The sequence below is a fragment of the Acinetobacter sp. YH01003 genome, assembly GCF_013420525.1.
GTDB lineage: Bacteria > Pseudomonadota > Gammaproteobacteria > Pseudomonadales > Moraxellaceae > Acinetobacter > Acinetobacter towneri.
This window is the reverse complement of the sequence record NZ_VOXY01000007.1, coordinates 75,605-93,568: the sequence shown is the minus strand read 5'-3', so window position 1 is coordinate 93,568 and position 17,964 is coordinate 75,605. Positions and strand designations below refer to the sequence as shown.

The following is a 17,964-nucleotide window of genomic DNA, read 5'->3' as shown; positions in this document are numbered from 1 at the left end:
ATGGCTAAGATTAAAAAAGGCGATCAAGTAATTGTGATCGCAGGTAAAGAAAAAGGCAAACAGGGTACTGTTCTGTCAGTTTCTAATGACCGTGTTAAGGTCGAAGGTCTTAACTTGGTTAAGAAGCACCAGAAGCCAAACCGTGCTACGGGCGCTGAAGGCGGTATCGTAACGCAGGAAGCTTCGCTTCATATCTCAAACGTGGCAATTTTTAATGCTACAACCCAAAAGGCTGACCGTGTTGGTTACCAAACGATTGATGGCGTGAAAACTCGCGTTTATAAATCGAATGGTGAATCAGTGGCGGTGGCGAAGTAATAGGTTGAAATAGGCAATGGCCAGACTTAAAACACGTTACAACGACGAACTTAAGGCTCAATTACAAGAACAATTGGGCGTTAAGAATGTGATGGAGATCCCTCGCATCACTAAAATTACCATCAACATGGGTGTTGGTGCTGCAGCTGCTGACAAGAAATTGTTAGATGGCGCTCTTTCTGATATGCAAGCTATTGCTGGTCAAAAACCAGTTTTAACATTAGCTCGTAAATCAATCGCTGGTTTTAAAATCCGTGATGGTTGGCCGATTGGTTGTAAAGTTACTTTACGCGGCGAACGTATGTACGAATTCTTAGACCGTTTGATCTCTATCGCGATCCCTCGTATCCGTGACTTCCGTGGTTTCTCTTCGAAATCATTTGATGGTCGTGGTAACTACTCTATGGGTCTCAAGGAACAAATCATGTTCCCTGAAATCGATTTCGATAAGATTGATCAAATTCGTGGTATGGACATCACCATTACTACGACTGCTCGCACCGATGACGAAGGCCGTGCGCTTATGCGTGCATTCGGCTTCCCGTTCAAATAAGAGGTCGATATGGCTAAGAAAGGTATGATTAATCGCGAATTGAAACGCGAAGCTACTGTTGCTAAATACGCTGCAAAACGTGCTGAATTAAAAGCAACGATTGCAAACGTAAATGCAAGCGACGAAGAGCGTTTCGAAGCGATGATGAAATTACAAGCATTACCACGTAATGCGTCTCCAGTACGTCTTCGTAACCGTTGTGGTTTAACTGGTCGTCCTCATGGTTACTTCCGTAAGTTCGGTTTAAGCCGTAACAAATTACGTGACACAGTAATGCAAGGTGATGTACCGGGCGTTGTTAAGGCAAGCTGGTAAGGAGCACTATAAATGAGTATGCAAGATACCGTTGCCGACATGCTAACGCGTGTTCGTAACGCTCAAATGGCAAAGAAACAAACTGTTTCTATGCCTAATTCTAAGTTGAAGGTTGCTATTGCAAACGTACTTCAACAAGAAGGTTATATCGCAAATGTAGAAGTGGCTGACAACGAAGGCAAACCTACATTAACGATTACTTTAAAATACTATGAAGGCAAACCAGTTATCGAAACTGTGAAACGCGTAAGCCGTCCAGGTCTACGTCAGTATCGCGGTAAAGATGCACTTCCAAGCGTTAAGCAAGGTTTAGGTATTGCAATCGTTTCTACAAGCAAAGGCATCATGACTGATCGCGCTGCACGTGCTGCAGGTATCGGTGGTGAAGTTATTGCTTTTGTTTCTTAATAATAGGTGATTCCTCATGTCTCGTGTGGCTAAAGCCCCAGTAACTGTACCTAACGGTGTTACAGTTACTCAGAACGGCCGGCAGGTCGAAGTGAAAGGCAGCAAAGGTACATTGTCTTTCAACCTGCATGCGCTGGTCGAGCTAAAACAGGAAGACGGTATTTTAGCTATTGCTCCTAAAGCTGAGTCGAAAGACGCTTGGATGCAAGCTGGTACTGCTCGCGCTGTGCTTAACAATCTTGTAAAAGGTGTGAGCGAAGGCTTCGAACGTAAGTTACAATTGATTGGTGTTGGTTATAAAGCTGCGGTAAAAGGTAACGTTGTTAACCTTAACCTTGGTTTTTCACACCCAATCGATTACACCCTTCCTGAAGGTGTAACTGCAGAAACTCCAACTGCAACTGAAATTATCCTTAAATCTGCTGACAAAGCAGCTTTAGGTCAAGTTGCTGCGGATATCCGTGGATACCGTCCACCAGAGCCATATAAAGGTAAAGGTGTTCGTTATTCGGATGAAGTTGTTCTTCGTAAAGAAGCTAAGAAGAAATAAGGCGCGAGGTTCTTATGAACGAAAAGAAACAATCCCGTTTGCGTCGTGCGAAAAGCACACGCTTGCACATCCGTGCATTGGGTGCGACTCGTTTGTGTGTAAACCGCACGCCGCGTCACATCTATGCTCAAGTTATTTCAGCAGATGGTGGCAAAGTTTTAGCGCAAGCTTCAACTTTAGATGCTACTTTACGTGCTGGTACAACTGGTAACGTTGAAGCAGCTCAAAAAGTAGGTGCTTTAATCGCAGAACGCGCGAAAGCAGCTGGCGTAACTAAAGTTGCGTTTGACCGTTCTGGTTTTAAATATCATGGTCGTATCAAAGCCTTGGCTGATGCTGCTCGTGAAAACGGCTTGGAGTTCTAATCATGGCTAAAGTTGAACAAAACGAAGGTCTTGTTGAAAAGCTGGTTGCCGTTGATCGCGTAGCCAAAGTTGTTAAAGGTGGTCGTATCTTCTCTTTCACAGCATTAACTGTTGTGGGTGATGGTAATGGTCGCGTAGGTTTTGGTCGTGGTAAAGCACGTGAAGTTCCAGCTGCTATTTCTAAAGCACTTGAAGCTGCACGTCGTAACATGATCACTATCGAATTGGCAGATGGTACTTTACAACACCCGATTCATGCGCGTCATGGTGCAAGCCGTGTTTACATGCAGCCAGCATCTGAAGGTACTGGTGTAATTGCGGGTGGTTCTATGCGTGCAGTTTTAGAAGCTGCAGGTGTACGTAACGTATTGACTAAATGCCGTGGTTCTACTAACGCTGCAAACGTAGTGAACGCAACTTTCAACGGTTTGCGTGACATGACAACTCCTGAAAAGGTTGCTGCGAAACGTGGTCTTTCAGTAGAACAAATTCAAGGGTAATCAATCATGAAAACGATTAAAGTTACCCAGACTAAATCTGCATCGCACCGCTTGAAAAATCACAAGCTTAGCCTTAAAGGTTTAGGTCTGCGTCGTATTGGTCATACTGTAGAAGTGCAAGATACGCCTTCTAACCGTGGTATGATCAACCAAGTCTACTATATGGTTAGTGTAGAGGAATAAGCCATGACTCTGCGTTTAAATGAACTTGCACCTGCAGAAGGTGCTAAGCGTGAAGCCCGTCGTTTAGGCCGTGGTATCGGTTCTGGCGTTGGTAAGACTGGTGGTCGTGGTATCAAAGGTCAAAACTCACGTAAGAGCGGTGGTACACGTCCTGGATTCGAAGGTGGTCAAACTGCGTTATATCGTCGTTTACCTAAATTCGGTTTCACTAGCCAAATCGCTTTGAAAACTGCTGAAGTACGTTTATCTGAGCTTGCTAAAGTGGAAGGCGACATCGTTAGCCTTGAAACTTTAAAAGCAGCGAACGTTGTACGTAAAGATATGGCTCGTGCTCGTATCGTACTTTCTGGTGAAATTACTCGCGCATTCACTATTCAAGGTGTTGCTGTGACTAAAGGCGCTAAAGCTGCTGTTGAAGCGGCTGGCGGTAAAGTCGAGGAGTAATCCCCAGTGTCTATGTCTCCTAGTTCTTCAGGTCATGTTCACATGATGAAAGGCCAACCATTTCACGTGAAATACCGTGAAATTATACGCCGAATGATGTTTCTCATTGGTGCGTTGTTGGTATTTCGACTAGGAGCGCATATTCCAGTACCAGGCATTAATAATGCCGCACTTGAACAATTGTTTAATGCAAACCAAGGTACAATCCTTGGTTTGTTTAACATGTTTTCGGGTGGTGCATTAGAGCGGATGTCGATTCTTGCTTTAGGGATCATGCCATACATTTCTGCTTCGATTATCGTACAGTTGATGTCTACCGTGGTTCCTTCGCTTGAAGCTTTGAAAAAAGAAGGCGAGCAAGGCAAACGCAAAATTAATCAATATACGCGCCAAGGCACATTGTTTCTTGCACTTGTGCAAGCGATTGGGATGTGTGCAGGTCTGATTGGTCAAGGTATTACCTTAACGTCAGGTCTGGCTTTTTACGTTCCAGCTGTGACCTCTTTGGTTGCAGGCACAATGTTCTTAATGTGGTTGGGTGAACAAATTACCGAACGCGGAGTGGGCAATGGTATTTCCATGATCATTTTCGCAGGTATTGTTGCAGGCTTGCCTAATTTAATTATGCAATCCTTCACATCTATTGATAGTGGCCAGTCAAGCCTGATTGGTTTGGCAATTTTTGGTTTATTGTCTTTGGGTGTACTTGCAGCAATTGTGTTTATTGAGAAGGCGCAGCGTCGTATTCCAGTAAACTATGCTCAAAAACAACAAGGTCGTCGTGTATTTACTGCTCAGCAAACGCATTTGCCATTAAAAATTAATATGGCAGGTGTGATTCCAGCAATTTTTGCCAGTTCATTGCTTTTGTTCCCAGCGAGCTTAGGTCAATGGGTCGGCAGTGCGGATCCTAGTGCTGGATTAATCAAGCGTAGTCTACAAGACTTGGCATTGGTATTGTCGCCTGGACAACCGTTGTATTTGGTGCTCTTTGGTGCGTTAATTATCTTTTTCTGTTACTTCTACACTGCGCTGGTTTTCAGCCCTAAAGAAGTTTCGGAAAACTTGAAACGCAGCGGAGCTTATGTGCCTGGTATTCGCCCAGGTGAGCAAACTGCTCGTTACTTAGATCATATTCTCAGTCGTTTGACCTTTATTGGCGCGATTTACATCACTGTAGTCTGCTTAATGCCGATGATTCTACAAAGCTCATTTGGAATTCCATTTAGCTTAGGTGGTACATCATTATTAATCGTTGTAGTGGTTGTGATGGACTTTATGGCTCAGCTTCAAGCACATCTCACCTCGCACCAGTACGATAATCAAACGTTAATGAGAAAAACGACTGCTCATCCTAAGGGATAAGCGCACTTAGAGGTTTCATCATGAAAGTACAAGCTTCTGTAAAGAAAATTTGTGGTAGCTGCAAAGTTATCCGTCGTAATGGGGTTATTCGCGTAATTTGCAGCGCAGAACCTCGTCATAAGCAGCGTCAAGGTTAATTTGATTAAGACCTGTTGATTTCAGTAGGCTAATTAGGTTATTATCCGCCCCTCAAGATTTTTGTGGGGCGGTTGATTATCTTAACTGCCTTTTTGGAGAAAATTGAATGGCTCGTATTGCCGGTGTAAACATTCCGGATAACAAGCACGCTGTTATCTCTCTCACTTATATCTTTGGTATTGGTCGCCACACTGCTAAGACTATCTTAGCTGCTGCTGGTATCGCACCAACAACAAAGATCCGTGAATTAGATGACGCTCAGCTTGATGCGATTCGTGCAGAAGTTGCTAAGGTTCCGACCGAAGGTGACTTACGTCGCGAAATTTCCATGAACATTAAACGTTTAATGGATTTAGGCTGCTACCGCGGTCTTCGTCATCGTCGCAGCTTGCCTGTCCGTGGTCAACGCACCAAAACTAACGCACGTACCCGTAAAGGTCCGCGCAAACCGATTAAGAAATAAGATTTCTGGAAGCTAAAAGATGGCTAAAGATACTCGCACACGCAAGAAGGTCACTCGTACCGTCTCTGAAGGTGTTGCACACATTCACGCTTCTTTTAATAACACCATTGTGACCATTACCGATCGTCAAGGTAATGCACTGGCTTGGGCTACCTCAGGTGGACAAGGCTTCCGTGGATCACGTAAATCAACTCCGTTCGCTGCTCAGGTAGCTGCTGAAGTTGCTGGTAAAGCTGCTTTAGATTACGGTTTGAAAAACTTGGACGTCCTTGTTAAAGGTCCTGGTCCAGGTCGTGAGTCTGCGGTTCGTGCATTAGGTGCAGTGGGTTATAAAATTAACAGCATTACCGATGTGACTCCAATCCCTCACAACGGTTGCCGTCCACCTAAAAAACGTCGCGTGTAAGGAGAAACATTCATGGCTCGTTATATTGGTCCAAAATGCAAACTCTCTCGCCGCGAAGGGACAGACCTGCAACTAAAATCCGGCGTTAAACCATTTGACGTCAAAACTAAAAAACACGCTAAAGCTCCTGGCCAACATGGCGGGGCTCGTGGTGGTAAGCAATCTGAGTACTCACTACAATTACGTGAAAAACAAAAAGTACGTCGTATGTACGGTGTTTTAGAGCGTCAATTTAGTAACTACTATAAAGAAGCTGCTCGTGTGAAAGGCGCAACAGGTGAAAACTTGTTGAAATTGCTCGAAAGCCGTCTTGATAACGTTGTTTATCGCATGGGTTTTGGTTCTACACGTGCAGAAGCTCGTCAGCTTGTATCTCACCGTAGCATTACTTTAAATGGTCGTCGTGTTAACATTGCGTCTATTCAAGTTAAAGCTGGTGATGTAATTGCAGTTCACGAAGGTGCAAAACAACAATTACGTATTAAAAACGCAATTGAATTGGCTGCTCAACGTGGTATCCCTTCATGGATGGAAGTTGACCATTCTAAATTTGAAGGTACGTTTAAAGCTGCACCAGATCGTTCTGATTTACCTGCTGAAATCAACGAAAGCTTGATTGTAGAATTGTATTCTAAATAATCCTTGAGGTAGCAATAATGACGCGTACTGCAAATGAGTTTCTTACTCCGCAAGCGATCAAGGTCGAAGCGGCAAGCGGGACCTCGGCAAAAGTTATTCTAGAACCATTAGAGCGTGGCTTTGGTCACACTCTTGGTAATGCTTTACGTCGCATCCTTCTTTCTTCTTTACCTGGCGCAGCTGTGGTAGAAGTTGAAATTGAAGGTGTCGAGCACGAGTACAGTACTTTGGAAGGCTTGCAGCAGGACATCGTCGAGCTCTTGCTGAACCTGAAAGGATTGTCTATTAAGCTGTTCGATCAAAATGAAGCTTATTTGACATTGGAAAAACAAGGTCCAGGCGATGTAACTGCTGCAGACCTTCGTTTACCGCATAATGTTGAAGTGGTTAACCCTGAACACTTGATTGGCACTTTAAGTGCTACAGGCAATTTAAAAATGCGCCTGAAAGTTGCTCAAGGTCGTGGTTATGAAACATCTGATTCACGTTTCCCAGAAGGCGAAACTCGCCCTGTAGGTCGTTTGCAGTTAGATGCTTCTTATAGCCCAATCAAACGTGTGTCTTACATCGTAGAAAATGCGCGTGTAGAACAACGTACTGACCTTGACAAGTTGATCATTGATCTTGAAACCAATGGTACAGTTGATCCAGAAGAAGCGATCCGCAAAGCGGCAACAATCTTGCAACAACAAATTGCAATTTTTGTTGATCTTCAGAAAGATCAAGCTCCTGTTGCTCAAGAGCCTCGTGAAGAAGTTGACCCAATCTTGCTTCGTCCAGTAGATGATCTAGAGCTTACTGTTCGTTCTGCTAACTGTTTGAAAGCAGAAAATATTTACTACATTGGTGATCTTGTACAGCGTACTGAGGTTGAGCTACTTAAAACGCCTAACTTGGGTAAAAAATCGCTTACAGAGATCAAAGATGTTCTGGCTTCTAAAGGCTTACAGCTCGGCATGCGTTTAGAGAACTGGCCACCGGCTAGTCTCCGTATGGACGATCGTTTCGCCTATCGTAGCCGTTAATTAAGTAGGACTATCACCATGCGTCATCGTAATAGTGGTGTGAAATTAGGCCGTACAAGCAGCCATCGCAAAGCGATGTTCCAAAACTTGGCTAATTCTTTGTTCGAACACGAGTTAATCAAAACAACTGTTCCTAAAGCAAAAGAATTACGTCGTGTTGCTGAGCCTTTAATCACTTTAGCTAAAAACGATACAGTAGCAAACCGTCGTTTAGCGTTTGCTCGTACTCGTTCAGCAGCAACTGTTGGTAAATTATTTACCGTTCTTGGCCCTCGTTACAAAGAGCGTAACGGCGGTTATCTACGTGTTCTTAAAGCGGGCTTCCGTGCGGGTGATGCTGCACCGATGGCTTACGTTGAGCTTGTAGATCGCGAAGTTAAATAATTTCGCCAAGAATAACGCACGTTGTTCAGAAAAAGACCGGTTTTACCGGTCTTTTTTTATGAAAAAAATATATTGAATCTCAATAAATGATCAAATTGTCCCGAATTGATATAAATTTTAGTAACTTTTGCTAAACTTGACATTGTGTATTGTCAAATTTATGCTTTAATAAAAAACATCATTCAAGCTGGACAATAAAACATGGATAAGCAGGTTGATATATTAATTATTGGGGCAGGGATTTCGGGCATTGGTGTAGCAGCACATTTAAGTCAAAACTGCCCACAGCGTTCTTTTGAAATTATTGAGCGTCGTCAAAGTTTTGGTGGCACTTGGGATTTATTCCAATATCCGGGCATTCGTTCAGATTCGGATATGTCGACCTTTGGTTATAATTTTAAGCCTTGGAAGAAAACCAATGTACTAGCCGATGGCGCATCTATCAAAGGTTATTTAGCAGAAGTCATTCAAGAAAAAGCCTTACATTCAAAAATTCATTTTCAGCATCGTGTGCTATCCGCCAATTATGACTCTCAAACACGTAAGTGGACGTTACGCATAGAAAATGCAGAACAACAGATTGAAACTTGGGTGGCTAATTTCGTTTTAGGCTGTACAGGCTATTACAACTACGATCAAGGTTTTCAGCCAGATTTCCCCAATCAGCAGGCATTTAAAGGTACATTTATCCACCCACAGCATTGGCCTGAAAATTTAGATTATCGTGGTAAAAAGGTCTTAATTATTGGCAGTGGCGCAACTGCAATCACCTTAGTACCTGCTATGTCAAAAGGTGGTGCAGCGCATGTCACCATGCTACAACGCTCGCCGACTTATATTGCTTCAGTGCCTGCAATGGATTTTGTTTATCAGCAAATGCGTAAAGTTTTGCCTGAAGATGTTGCTTACAAAATCACGCGCGCACGTAATATTGGCATGCAACGCGCCATTTATGCTTTAGCACAAAAACAGCCGAAATTACTGCGGACTTTGTTGCTGAAATCTATCCAAATGCAGCTCAAGGGCAAGGTAGATATGAAGCATTTCACGCCACTTTATAATCCGTGGGATCAGCGTTTATGTGTTGTGCCTGATGGTGATTTATTTAAGATTTTACGCGAAGGGCATGCCTCGATTGAAACCAATCAAATTGCAAGTTTTACTGAAACAGGTGTGCAATTAAAATCGGGTAAACATTTGGATGCCGATATTATTGTGTCTGCGACAGGTTTGAATATTCAGATTCTAGGCGGTATTCAAGCCACAATTGATGGTGTGCCTTTAGACACCTCGAAGCACATGCTATATCAAGGTGTGATGATCAGCGATGTGCCGAATATGGCGATGATTATTGGCTATATTAATGCCTCTTGGACGCTTAAAGTGGATGTGGCTGCGGATTATATTTGTCGTTTGCTCAATTATATGGATCGACAAGGTTATGACGAGGTAATTCCTCAAGGCGATCAAACTGAGTTATTGGAAGATACGGTGATGGGCAGTTTGAGTTCGGGCTATATCGCGCGTGCTGCTGATGTGATGCCAAAGCAAGGCAAACATGCGCCATGGCGAGTGACCAACAATTACTTAGAAGATCGCAAAACTTTAAAACAAGCAAGTTTTGAAGATGGTATTTTAAAATTCAAACAAGCTGTGCCTGCACAGCAGCGTAAACCTAAATTAGTGTCTTAAATCGTTGGGTGCAAAAACAATATGGCACAAGAAATTTAAAATTGCTTGCGCCATTTTTATGTTGAGGTGGAAATTTTATAAAGAACGTGAAATCAGCTCTTTCATAATTTCATTGGTGCCTGCATAAATACGATTGGCCCGATTGTCTAAGTAAGCACGTGCAATTGGATACTCAAGCATATAGCCATAACCACCATGCAGTTGTAGACATTCATCCACCACTTTGGAGTACATCTCTGAAATTTTATATTTGGCGGCCGCTGCAGCTTCAACACTGAGCTGATCTTGAAGTTGTAACTGCATACATTGATCTAAAAAAGCACGACAGAAATCAATTTCGGTGCGTAATTCTGCCAGTTTAAAGCGCGTATTTTGAAAGCTATGAATACTTTTGCCAAAGGCTTGACGTTGCTGAGTATATTGCAGTGTATGTGCAAAAGCAGCTTCTGCACCTGCTTGGCAAATAATCGCGACAATTAAGCGTTCCCAAGCCAGTTCTTTCATCAGCATGATAAAGCCCATGCCTTCTGCACCCAATAAATTGCTGCGAGGCACGCGGACATTATCAAAAAATAATTCGCAAGTGTCCTGACCTTTCATACCAATTTTATTCAGTGGTTTGCCTTTGCTAAATCCCGCACGGTCTGCTCCTACCAATATTAAAGACAGATTGGCTGAACCTTTGTCTGTGTTTGCAGTTTTACACACCACAATCGCCATGTCGCACAAATAGCCGTTGGTAATAAAAATTTTAGCACCATTAATTACGTATTCATCGCCATCCAATACTGCAGAGGTACGCACAGCTTGTAAGTCTGAACCTGTACCGGGTTCGGTCATGGCAATCGCGGTGATGACTTCACCTGTGGCCATGCGGGGTAACCAGTGTTGTTTTTGTTCAGTTGTGCCAAAGTTATTGATGTAATTGGCGACAATATCTGAATGCAGTGAAAAACCAGTGGCACTGTCGCCTGCATAGGCTTGTTCTTCAATCAAAATCATGCTGTACAGGCGGTCTACTCCTGAACCTGAATATTCTTCAGGCATGGTGCTACACAGTAAACCCAAAGTACCTGCTTTACGCCATAGCTCACGGTCTACATGCTGCTGCGCTTCAAATTTTTCAGTATTGGGGATGACTTCCTGCAAATAGAATTTTCGTACCAAATCACGAAAACTGTCGTGTTCAGCACTGAATAAGGTGCGCGGTAACATATTGGCAATGGGGCGAATTGCGGCAGATTGCATGGTTTTATCTTCCTGATGTTGTTATTTTGAGTTCACCTTAGAAGAATTTATAGGGGGCAACAAGGTGCAAAAGTTTCAATTGCAAATGAAAGATGATGCTTTTGGTCAATGCTGCATAAAAGTCATCGAAACTTTAAAAGGGGTCGGTTAAACTAGCCTGAGTTTAATTTTAATGGGGAAACCGCATGAGTGATGACATCAGCTTAGAAGAACGCAAAGTGATTTACCGTGCCCGTCGTGGTTTAAAGGAAATTGATGTCTATTTTGACCCGTATGTGAAAAATCATTATTTGACTGCCAGTGCGGAAGAAAAACAAATGTTTGCCGATTTGGTTGAGCAGGAAGACCCAGATTTATTGGATTGGTTTATGGAAGTGTCTGAGCCACCACGTCCTGAGTTGAAAGATTTTATCCGTAAACTAAAGCATTATGTGCATGGCTAAGCAGCAGTTTCAGCTGAAACCTAGTGTCATCGCAATAGTGTTTCAGCTGATGATCGCTCTACTCATCGTTTGGCTTTTACTACAAGTGTTAAAGCCATGGCTTAGCGTTGTATGTATTGTCATTATGGGCTGGACATATTTTAAATTTGTTCGTGCAAACCGAATTGTTGGTTTAGATCAATTAGATGACCGTGAATGGTCAATTTCCTATCTCGCGCCTCGTGTAGTATCACAACAGATTAAAAGCACAGCTCGCCAAATTGAAATTCAGCGTGTGCAACTGCGTCAAGTGATAGATCATCAAATTTATATCGTCATGGAATTTCAGCAAGCCTTTAAACCTCTGGTGATTTGGTGTGATCAGGTTTCCAAGGCGGAATGGAAGGCTCTAAAAGTATTGGCGAAAATGCTCTAATTTACAGACAGCTGTATATTTTTATAATAATAAAAAACTATAAGTATCATAAAGATAAAATTATCATCTATTTTTCGTGTCCTGATCAGTCATTTTATATTGGCATAAAAGATTACACATATCCCTATTTTCAGTTATATTCATTCCAGACAAGTGTAGATCAATACAAATCAGATTCCTGAAATGTGTAGATTAAAATTTAGTCGAAAGATTTTTTAAGATAAGCCCGAATTGGGCATCAGTTAATAAGTAGCATGTGCTGAACCGTCGCAATGCTACTTTTTTTTGCCTAAATTTTGTCGGATGACAGATTTCAGTCAATTTTAGTCACTTTAAAACATGGCAAAGTTATCCATCTGAAGCAGCAAGGAGTCGCTTTTATTCAGATATTGCTTCTGCTATGTTTGTTGCAATGGACATAAACACAATTATAGAGGACAGGAAAATGTCGCAAGTCCAAAAAATAGGCCAGGGTGTGGCCGTATTTGCAATCACAAGTTTATTATTATCAGGTTGTTCGCAAGTGATCAAAACAGGTGCCAATGTCGCACTTGGATTTACTGAAAAACATATTGTGCCACCAATTTTAGCGATGGAAGATGCTGAAATGGTGTGTAATTCTGGTAATTCCTTAACCCCTGCCATTATGGCGACTAAAGATATGGGCGCAGACCCAACCCGTGTTGCGGTACTGATGTACTCGGCGGCGGGCATTTGTGCCGAAGAAAAAGCTTTGGATGCTGAATTGCGTTATTTACGTGCAGCAAAAGCAGGGCAAGTAGGCGAAGCGCAAGATGCGCGGATTCAACAAAAGCGTTGGGCGGCTTTGGCTGCACAGCGTCAATACACAGGCTATCAACTGTTTCAGCATCGTTGGGAAAAGAAATATCGGAAACCTTTGGGCGAAGGTTGTCCAAAAATGAACAGTGATATTGACCAAACCGTGTATATGTTGGGGATGTTGAGCGGCTTGCAAGCCATGACCAATGATATTAATTCAGGCGGGGCAGTGCATGTGCCTAAAGACATTGCTGCGATTGTTGAACGTGGCATGACCTGTTTAAATAATGAAAAATTCTGGGGTGCACCAGAGGCAACACGTGCCGTAATTTGGACTTTGCTTCCGGGTGCGGGAGATGGCAAACCTGATCCGTATCAAACCTTAAAGCAGTCGATGCAAATTGGTGAAAATAAAGGCGTGCGTTTATCACACGCTTTATATGCGGTTGCTGCCCAAGCCAGTGGTGAAGATGCCAAAATCCGCGATGCACTCAAAGCCTTTTCTAATGCACGCAGTGACGAAAAACCTGTAAATCCACAATTTAAATTGATTGATGCCATGGCGGGAAGCATGGTACAAGGAATTTCAGACCGTTACTGGACTGAACATACAGGTGTGCGTACGGGTGATCAGCAACGTTTCTGGGATGAGCAAGATGATTCATCTGAATTAGATGATTTATTTAATGAGGATACGGCAGCTCAATTGTAAAAATATCAAGATTGCCCAATTCAATATAGACAAGAAGTTTTAGGATTGGGCAATCCGTTTGCCGAAGCACATAACAAGAATAATTTGGAGGATGCAAGCGCCTATGCAATATTCATCTCAATTTCTCAGTCGAAAAATTGTGTTTATTGCGGCATGTATGTCGGTTTCGGCATGTTTGCAGATTTTTGCAGAGCATTTTATTTATTGGTCTACACATTTATTGGATGAATTCTGGCGTTTATGGACAGGGCATTGGGTGCATGTGGGTTGGATTCATTATTTACTCAATATGATCGCGTTTGCCTGTTTACCTTTTATTTTCCCGCATGCCAAAATAGGGCATTTTGTGGCGCTTTTGCTGCTACTACCCCCAGCGATTAGTCTGAGTTTCTTTTACTTGCTTACCGATGTTGATGCCTATGCAGGGCTTTCTGGGGTATTGCATGGTGCTTATGTGGCGGTGGCGTGTGTGCATTTGCTCTATAAAAAAGAACGTGGTTTTGCCGCATTGGTCTTGCTGCTTATTTTATCTAAATTGATCTGGGAAAATACTTTGGGCAGTTTGGGTACAGCAGAATTAATCGGAAGTCCTGTATTAGTTGAGGCACATTTATTGGGCGTGATTTGGGGAGTAATTTTTGCACTGGCTTATATTGTTTGGGCTTATTGCATTGATTCGCATTAAATTTACATCGAAAAGGACTCACAAGAAATCTCACAATTGACCATTTTTACTTAAAAGAAAATCTATATTGTCATTTTAAAAATAACGACGTTCATTCACATTTAAACTGAATACAAAAATGCTCAATGGAAGATGGATATTCCGTTGAATAAGGACAGACAGAAATTCGAGTGTCTCGGTTTCTGCATAGAATAAAAACAGGAAAATATATGCACAATAACGGACAACGCAGGTCTGGCTTGGCTTTGCTCAGACATATATGGACAGAATGGATTTCTACATTCGTTATTTTGATCTTGTTGCTACTGACCCTCATTATTGGTACAGGTGAAATGGTACATGGTCAGTTGTTGCGCATGGGTGAACGCCTATACGGTGACCCTGCAACGGGTATGCAGTATTCATTTTTGCGTGCCGAACCCACTGCACCTGACTGCGAACGCAACCCCGATATCGATGCACAAGTACATGCCCAAATGCAAGCCAATGCTGCTGATGAGTTTGCCGATATTTTTGGTACTGCCTCTGAATCAGATGTCCGCGCTTCCATTTTAGCAGCCAAACAAATTTGTGAAGAAAAATTTCAATTTCATGATCAGGCGATTCAGCATATTCAAGCCCATCCAAGCTTGAAAATGTATCGAACCATTGAAACCTCTTTTTTTGGTATTTTTAAATTTGGTACTGAAAACCGTGCCATTTTATTGGTATTGATGGTGGTCTTTGCTGCAATTAGTGCCACTTTAAAGACCCATCACATTGGTTTACGTGGCCCTGCGACCAAAATTGACTTCAAGGTGTATTCGACCTTAATGGTGGTGGCGAATGGTTTCTTAACCTCGTCAAGTATCAGTCAATATCGTTCAGTACTCAATTCAGGCGTACCGATGAGTGGTGAAACGCAAATCATTTACTGGATGTGGATGATTCTGTTTGCAACTCTGACTTTAATTAGTTTATTCCAGCTTATTAAGCCACCTGCACCGACCCGTGAAGGCGGTAGTTTAGGTCTTGCTTTCCTGAGCGTACCTTTGTATGCCTATATGGCAATTAGTACGGGTTTCTCTTTTACCTTCCTGATGGATTATCCAATGGGGCAAGGGATTTACCTAGGGCAACTGGTCGAATTCTCTAGTATTTTCTTGAACTTGGCTTTGTTTATTTGGGCGGGGATGTTGCTCAAACAAACCCGAATTGTGGATTTGTTCCTGAATATTCTGCGTCCGTGGAATTTGGCACCTGAAACTTTAACCTGGCTGATTCTGATTGCTGCTGCATTACCAACGGCTTATACCGGTGCATCGGGGATTTTTGTCATTGCTGCAGGTGCGATCATTTATAAAGAAGTTTGGAATGCGGGTGGACGACGTCAGTTTGCATTAGCGGCAACTGCCATGTCGGGTTCAATGGGGGTGGTGCTTCGCCCTTGCCTATTGATTGTTGTGGTGGCATCGCTGAATAAAGAAGTCACAACGGACATGCTATATCACTATGGTTTGTATGTGTTTCTTTTGACTTCAACCCTGTTTTTAGTGATTTCATTGTTCTTTGCTGAAAATAAATTCCGCATTGCTGCACCAAGAATAGCTGCGCCATTGTCCCTACGTGCTTTTGGCCCTGTACTACCATATATCCTCATTTTTGTGTTGATTTGGTTGTTCTATAAATATGCTTTAGACACCAATATGAATGAATTTACTGCACCTGTAATGATGCCAGTTATTTTATTGATGATGGTGTTGTTTGATAAATTGCGCCATGAACCTGCGCCTATTCCAGCGATGGGGCAGTGGGATCAGACTTTAGATCACAAGCCTGTAGCACAACAGACAGCAGCTTCATCTGAGCGTTCATTATTGACCGCACCTGATTCACCATTGCGTCAGTATGGTTTCTTCAAAGCTCTGCATTTATCGACCAGTGAAACGGTGGGACATATTGGGGCATTGGTAATTTTGATGGCGCTTTCAGTCAGTGTAGGTGGCTATTTAGAACGCATTGAAATTATGGAAGCGTTCCCAACCGATATTAGCAGCATCTTTATTGTGATTAGCCTGATTGTTGCCTTGATGATTTTTGTGGGCATGATTATGGATCCATTCGGTGCGGTGATTCTAATTTCTGCAACGGTTGCGCCTGTAGCTTATCAATATGGGATACATCCTGCGCATTTCTGGATGATTACCCTAATTGGTTTTGAATTAGGCTATGTGACGCCACCTGTAGCGCTGAATCACTTATTGGCAAGGCAGTCGATTGGAGATGAAGAAGTCGCTGCAGCCGATGCAGAAGTTCGTCATAAATCGTTCTATTATCGTTATGAGCGTTGGATTTTGCCTATGATTGTGATGCTTCCTGCGATGTTGATTATTGCCTATGCACCGTATGCGTTCAAGCTATTCGGCTGGTATGAATAAGCACATGGATACTTAATCACTGTCATCTTATTATTTAAAAACACCCTGTGGTTCACTACGGGGTGTTTTTTTAATAGGTTGATATGCAGGGAATACAAAGCAGCATTATGAATGCGGGGAGTGATGATTCAGGTGTTTTTGTAACAGTGGACTGCACAAAATAATGGCAAGCAAAATTAGGGCAAAGCCAATTAAACTAAATAAGTCTGGCGTTTCATGCCAAAAGCTAAAGCCCCAAATCCCTGCAAAAATAATCGCAATGTAATTGACAGGGCCAATTTGCCCAGCAGGGGCAAGACGGTAGGCATTGGACATAAAGATCTGACTGATATTGGCCAGCAATCCTGCACCAATTAAAAAACTCAATTCTTTTAAGTTGTAAGGACGCCATGACCAGAACATCGGTACAACAGAAATGAGTGTCCCAATCATGCAAAAATAAAACACAATGCGTTCAGGCGGTTCGGTTTGAGTCAGGGCGCGTACCGTGACAAAAGCCATCGCTGCTAAAAAACTGGCACTGAGTCCAATTGCGGACATGCTATTAAACATACCTGCATCGGGTTTGGCGACAAATAACACGCCAAATAAACCAATGAACGCAGCCCATAGCATTGGTTTGGTGATTTTTTCTTTAAGGAATAGCCATGCAATTAGGGGAATAAAAATAGGCGATGAATAGGTGAAGACCATCGCATTGGACAGTTTTAGATTGGCAATCGCGTAGAAAAAACCATACATGGCGGTTAATCCGACTACCGAACGCCAAGTGTGCATCCATAACTTTTCAGTTTTAAAAAAGCCCAAGCCTTTATTGAAAATGAGCGGGATAAAAATAAACAAACCAATGAAATTACGGAAAAATACCACTGTGGCATTATCTACCGTTTCTGATGCGTAACGAACGCACACTCCCATGAGTGAAAACAGAAAGGCAGAGCAGGTCAACAGCATAATTGCTTTGAGCAAATTTTGTTGGGCAGAACCAGAAGATGTCATACAAATAAAGCCAGAATAACCTCTGGCTATTCTAGCTTAAATTGGCTACAACACTGACCCTTTATCGTATTTTAAAATGACTGATGTGAAGCAGAGGAGGCTTACTGTGCCAGTTGGGCTTCCAGTATTTTGATTTGTTCTTCTTTCAGTTTAATCAATTCATCAGCATCGTTATGTTGCTGTTTTAATAAGGCACGTTGATCATTCAGCTGATTTTGAATGTCATCTAATTTAGCCACTTCTTCTTTGGCAAGCGCTGCATTCTCAGATATAGGTGCTTTGAGTAAATCTTCTGTGACCAACTGTTTTGGTGCTGCTTCATCTTCTTGCAATGGCGTTGCTTCAGCAGGTACAGCTTTCGCTACAGACGCCGTAGTTGGGGCAGTTTCTATAGGCGCAGTATTGTCGCTATCGCCCATCCATTGAAAGATAAATACGGCAATAATGACAATAATTAACCCACCCGTAATCGCCCATAAAAGCTTAGGGTTATGTCGTTGATCTTCAGTCATGCGTT

The 17,964-nt window shown here is 42.6% G+C and carries 25 protein-coding genes; 22 read left to right on the top strand and 3 right to left on the bottom strand.

The features are described from left to right. The 17 genes from rplX (at position 1) to FTT70_RS08170 (ending at position 9,748) form a co-directional block, all read left to right on the top strand. Positions 1–318: a 50S ribosomal protein L24 gene (gene rplX / locus FTT70_RS08250; RefSeq protein WP_004974717.1), complete on the top strand. Its 318-nt coding sequence runs from the start codon at positions 1–3 to the stop codon at positions 316–318. A gap of 16 nt (positions 319–334) precedes the next feature. After that, entirely contained in the window at positions 335–871 is a 537-nt protein-coding gene (gene rplE, locus FTT70_RS08245; RefSeq protein ID WP_004974719.1) for a 50S ribosomal protein L5, read from the top strand. Between the two features lie 9 nt (positions 872–880). Continuing rightward, positions 881–1,186: a 30S ribosomal protein S14 gene (gene rpsN, locus FTT70_RS08240; RefSeq protein WP_004825185.1), complete on the top strand. Its 306-nt coding sequence runs from the start codon at positions 881–883 to the stop codon at positions 1,184–1,186. 12 nt (positions 1,187–1,198) lie between these two features. Further along, positions 1,199–1,594: a 30S ribosomal protein S8 gene (rpsH, locus tag FTT70_RS08235; protein ID WP_004974720.1), complete on the top strand. Its 396-nt coding sequence runs from the start codon at positions 1,199–1,201 to the stop codon at positions 1,592–1,594. A 16-nt stretch (positions 1,595–1,610) separates the two neighbouring features. Beyond that, entirely contained in the window at positions 1,611–2,144 is a 534-nt protein-coding gene (rplF, locus tag FTT70_RS08230) for a 50S ribosomal protein L6 (protein WP_004974722.1), read from the top strand. Positions 2,145–2,158: 14 nt separating this feature from the next. Beyond that, positions 2,159–2,509 (top strand): 50S ribosomal protein L18, encoded by a 351-nt coding sequence (rplR, locus tag FTT70_RS08225; RefSeq protein WP_004281497.1) that lies wholly within the window; start codon positions 2,159–2,161, stop codon positions 2,507–2,509. A gap of 2 nt (positions 2,510–2,511) precedes the next feature. Next, positions 2,512–3,009: a 30S ribosomal protein S5 gene (gene rpsE / locus FTT70_RS08220; RefSeq protein WP_004974725.1), complete on the top strand. Its 498-nt coding sequence runs from the start codon at positions 2,512–2,514 to the stop codon at positions 3,007–3,009. A 6-nt stretch (positions 3,010–3,015) separates the two neighbouring features. Next, positions 3,016–3,192 (top strand): 50S ribosomal protein L30, encoded by a 177-nt coding sequence (gene rpmD, locus FTT70_RS08215; protein WP_004786899.1) that lies wholly within the window; start codon positions 3,016–3,018, stop codon positions 3,190–3,192. Positions 3,193–3,195: 3 nt separating this feature from the next. Then, entirely contained in the window at positions 3,196–3,636 is a 441-nt protein-coding gene (gene rplO / locus FTT70_RS08210) for a 50S ribosomal protein L15 (protein ID WP_004974728.1), read from the top strand. Positions 3,637–3,681: 45 nt separating this feature from the next. Next, entirely contained in the window at positions 3,682–5,001 is a 1,320-nt protein-coding gene (secY, locus tag FTT70_RS08205; protein WP_171062591.1) for a preprotein translocase subunit SecY, read from the top strand. A 20-nt stretch (positions 5,002–5,021) separates the two neighbouring features. Next, complete coding sequence (gene rpmJ, locus FTT70_RS08200; protein ID WP_000867907.1) at positions 5,022–5,138, top strand: 50S ribosomal protein L36; 117 nt, start codon at positions 5,022–5,024, stop codon at positions 5,136–5,138. A gap of 107 nt (positions 5,139–5,245) precedes the next feature. Further along, positions 5,246–5,602, top strand: a complete 357-nt coding sequence (gene rpsM / locus FTT70_RS08195; RefSeq protein ID WP_004974734.1) for a 30S ribosomal protein S13 — start codon at positions 5,246–5,248, stop codon at positions 5,600–5,602. A 19-nt stretch (positions 5,603–5,621) separates the two neighbouring features. Then, positions 5,622–6,008, top strand: coding sequence for a 30S ribosomal protein S11 (rpsK, locus tag FTT70_RS08190; RefSeq protein WP_001040166.1), 387 nt, complete (start codon positions 5,622–5,624; stop codon positions 6,006–6,008). Between the two features lie 12 nt (positions 6,009–6,020). After that, positions 6,021–6,647 (top strand): 30S ribosomal protein S4, encoded by a 627-nt coding sequence (gene rpsD / locus FTT70_RS08185; protein WP_004974744.1) that lies wholly within the window; start codon positions 6,021–6,023, stop codon positions 6,645–6,647. A 17-nt stretch (positions 6,648–6,664) separates the two neighbouring features. Continuing rightward, complete coding sequence (locus tag FTT70_RS08180; RefSeq protein ID WP_004974745.1) at positions 6,665–7,672, top strand: DNA-directed RNA polymerase subunit alpha; 1,008 nt, start codon at positions 6,665–6,667, stop codon at positions 7,670–7,672. 18 nt (positions 7,673–7,690) lie between these two features. Continuing rightward, positions 7,691–8,056 carry a 50S ribosomal protein L17 gene (gene rplQ / locus FTT70_RS08175; protein ID WP_004974746.1) on the top strand — a complete coding sequence of 122 codons (366 nt, stop codon included), beginning with the start codon at positions 7,691–7,693 and terminating at the stop codon, positions 8,054–8,056. 201 nt (positions 8,057–8,257) lie between these two features. Further along, positions 8,258–9,748 (top strand): NAD(P)/FAD-dependent oxidoreductase, encoded by a 1,491-nt coding sequence (locus FTT70_RS08170; protein ID WP_180168496.1) that lies wholly within the window; start codon positions 8,258–8,260, stop codon positions 9,746–9,748. A gap of 75 nt (positions 9,749–9,823) precedes the next feature. Here the strand turns inward: FTT70_RS08170 and FTT70_RS08165 are convergent, their stop codons facing one another. Next, positions 9,824–10,996, bottom strand: a complete 1,173-nt coding sequence (locus FTT70_RS08165) for an acyl-CoA dehydrogenase family protein (protein WP_180168495.1) — start codon at positions 10,994–10,996, stop codon at positions 9,824–9,826. A gap of 185 nt (positions 10,997–11,181) precedes the next feature. Between FTT70_RS08165 and FTT70_RS08160 the strand changes: the two genes are divergently transcribed. From FTT70_RS08160 to FTT70_RS08140, 5 genes are all read left to right on the top strand, one after another. Beyond that, a complete protein-coding gene (locus tag FTT70_RS08160) occupies positions 11,182–11,439 on the top strand; it encodes a succinate dehydrogenase assembly factor 2 (RefSeq protein WP_004974752.1) in 258 nt (85 codons plus the stop codon). After that, on the top strand, positions 11,432–11,854 hold the full coding sequence (locus tag FTT70_RS08155; RefSeq protein WP_096901367.1) for a protein YgfX: 423 nt from the start codon (positions 11,432–11,434) through the stop codon (positions 11,852–11,854). Before FTT70_RS08160 ends, FTT70_RS08155 begins: the two co-directional genes overlap by 8 nt. Positions 11,855–12,299: 445 nt before the next feature. Beyond that, a complete protein-coding gene (locus FTT70_RS08150) occupies positions 12,300–13,346 on the top strand; it encodes a hypothetical protein (RefSeq protein ID WP_004974758.1) in 1,047 nt (348 codons plus the stop codon). A gap of 103 nt (positions 13,347–13,449) precedes the next feature. After that, the gene (rrtA, locus tag FTT70_RS08145) at positions 13,450–14,031 is read left to right on the top strand and encodes a rhombosortase (protein WP_180168494.1); all 582 of its coding nucleotides are present in this window, start codon (positions 13,450–13,452) and stop codon (positions 14,029–14,031) included. Between the two features lie 209 nt (positions 14,032–14,240). Continuing rightward, a complete protein-coding gene (locus tag FTT70_RS08140) occupies positions 14,241–16,448 on the top strand; it encodes a TRAP transporter large permease subunit (RefSeq protein ID WP_180168493.1) in 2,208 nt (735 codons plus the stop codon). Positions 16,449–16,553: 105 nt separating this feature from the next. Here FTT70_RS08140 and FTT70_RS08135 read toward each other — a convergent pair whose 3' ends face one another. Together FTT70_RS08135 and FTT70_RS08130 are read right to left on the bottom strand one after the other, a co-directional pair. After that, positions 16,554–17,447, bottom strand: a complete 894-nt coding sequence (locus FTT70_RS08135) for a DMT family transporter (protein ID WP_004974770.1) — start codon at positions 17,445–17,447, stop codon at positions 16,554–16,556. A 101-nt stretch (positions 17,448–17,548) separates the two neighbouring features. After that, entirely contained in the window at positions 17,549–17,959 is a 411-nt protein-coding gene (locus FTT70_RS08130) for a hypothetical protein (RefSeq protein ID WP_004974772.1), read from the bottom strand. Positions 17,960–17,964 lie beyond the last annotated feature (5 nt).

Excerpts from the sequence above, each read along its gene's own strand:
- rplQ (WP_004974746.1), top strand. The coding sequence starts at position 7,691 with ATGCGTCATCGTAATAGTGGTGTGAAATTAGGCCGTACAAGCAGCCAT.
- rplR (WP_004281497.1), top strand. The coding sequence starts at position 2,159 with ATGAACGAAAAGAAACAATCCCGTTTGCGTCGTGCGAAAAGCACACGC.
- rrtA (WP_180168494.1), top strand. The coding sequence starts at position 13,450 with ATGCAATATTCATCTCAATTTCTCAGTCGAAAAATTGTGTTTATTGCG.
- rpsK (WP_001040166.1), top strand. The coding sequence starts at position 5,622 with ATGGCTAAAGATACTCGCACACGCAAGAAGGTCACTCGTACCGTCTCT.
- rplX (WP_004974717.1), top strand. The coding sequence starts at position 1 with ATGGCTAAGATTAAAAAAGGCGATCAAGTAATTGTGATCGCAGGTAAA.
- FTT70_RS08155 (WP_096901367.1), top strand. The coding sequence starts at position 11,432 with ATGGCTAAGCAGCAGTTTCAGCTGAAACCTAGTGTCATCGCAATAGTG.
- rplO (WP_004974728.1), top strand. The coding sequence starts at position 3,196 with ATGACTCTGCGTTTAAATGAACTTGCACCTGCAGAAGGTGCTAAGCGT.
- rpmD (WP_004786899.1), top strand. The coding sequence starts at position 3,016 with ATGAAAACGATTAAAGTTACCCAGACTAAATCTGCATCGCACCGCTTG.
- secY (WP_171062591.1), top strand. The coding sequence starts at position 3,682 with ATGAAAGGCCAACCATTTCACGTGAAATACCGTGAAATTATACGCCGA.
- rpmJ (WP_000867907.1), top strand. The coding sequence starts at position 5,022 with ATGAAAGTACAAGCTTCTGTAAAGAAAATTTGTGGTAGCTGCAAAGTT.
- rplE (WP_004974719.1), top strand. The coding sequence starts at position 335 with ATGGCCAGACTTAAAACACGTTACAACGACGAACTTAAGGCTCAATTA.
- FTT70_RS08140 (WP_180168493.1), top strand. The coding sequence starts at position 14,241 with ATGCACAATAACGGACAACGCAGGTCTGGCTTGGCTTTGCTCAGACAT.
- FTT70_RS08165 (WP_180168495.1), bottom strand. The coding sequence starts at position 10,996 with ATGCAATCTGCCGCAATTCGCCCCATTGCCAATATGTTACCGCGCACC.
- FTT70_RS08170 (WP_180168496.1), top strand. The coding sequence starts at position 8,258 with ATGGATAAGCAGGTTGATATATTAATTATTGGGGCAGGGATTTCGGGC.
- rpsN (WP_004825185.1), top strand. The coding sequence starts at position 881 with ATGGCTAAGAAAGGTATGATTAATCGCGAATTGAAACGCGAAGCTACT.
- rpsM (WP_004974734.1), top strand. The coding sequence starts at position 5,246 with ATGGCTCGTATTGCCGGTGTAAACATTCCGGATAACAAGCACGCTGTT.
- FTT70_RS08160 (WP_004974752.1), top strand. The coding sequence starts at position 11,182 with ATGAGTGATGACATCAGCTTAGAAGAACGCAAAGTGATTTACCGTGCC.
- rplF (WP_004974722.1), top strand. The coding sequence starts at position 1,611 with ATGTCTCGTGTGGCTAAAGCCCCAGTAACTGTACCTAACGGTGTTACA.
- FTT70_RS08180 (WP_004974745.1), top strand. The coding sequence starts at position 6,665 with ATGACGCGTACTGCAAATGAGTTTCTTACTCCGCAAGCGATCAAGGTC.
- rpsE (WP_004974725.1), top strand. The coding sequence starts at position 2,512 with ATGGCTAAAGTTGAACAAAACGAAGGTCTTGTTGAAAAGCTGGTTGCC.
- rpsD (WP_004974744.1), top strand. The coding sequence starts at position 6,021 with ATGGCTCGTTATATTGGTCCAAAATGCAAACTCTCTCGCCGCGAAGGG.
- FTT70_RS08135 (WP_004974770.1), bottom strand. The coding sequence starts at position 17,447 with ATGACATCTTCTGGTTCTGCCCAACAAAATTTGCTCAAAGCAATTATG.
- FTT70_RS08130 (WP_004974772.1), bottom strand. The coding sequence starts at position 17,959 with ATGACTGAAGATCAACGACATAACCCTAAGCTTTTATGGGCGATTACG.
- FTT70_RS08150 (WP_004974758.1), top strand. The coding sequence starts at position 12,300 with ATGTCGCAAGTCCAAAAAATAGGCCAGGGTGTGGCCGTATTTGCAATC.
- rpsH (WP_004974720.1), top strand. The coding sequence starts at position 1,199 with ATGAGTATGCAAGATACCGTTGCCGACATGCTAACGCGTGTTCGTAAC.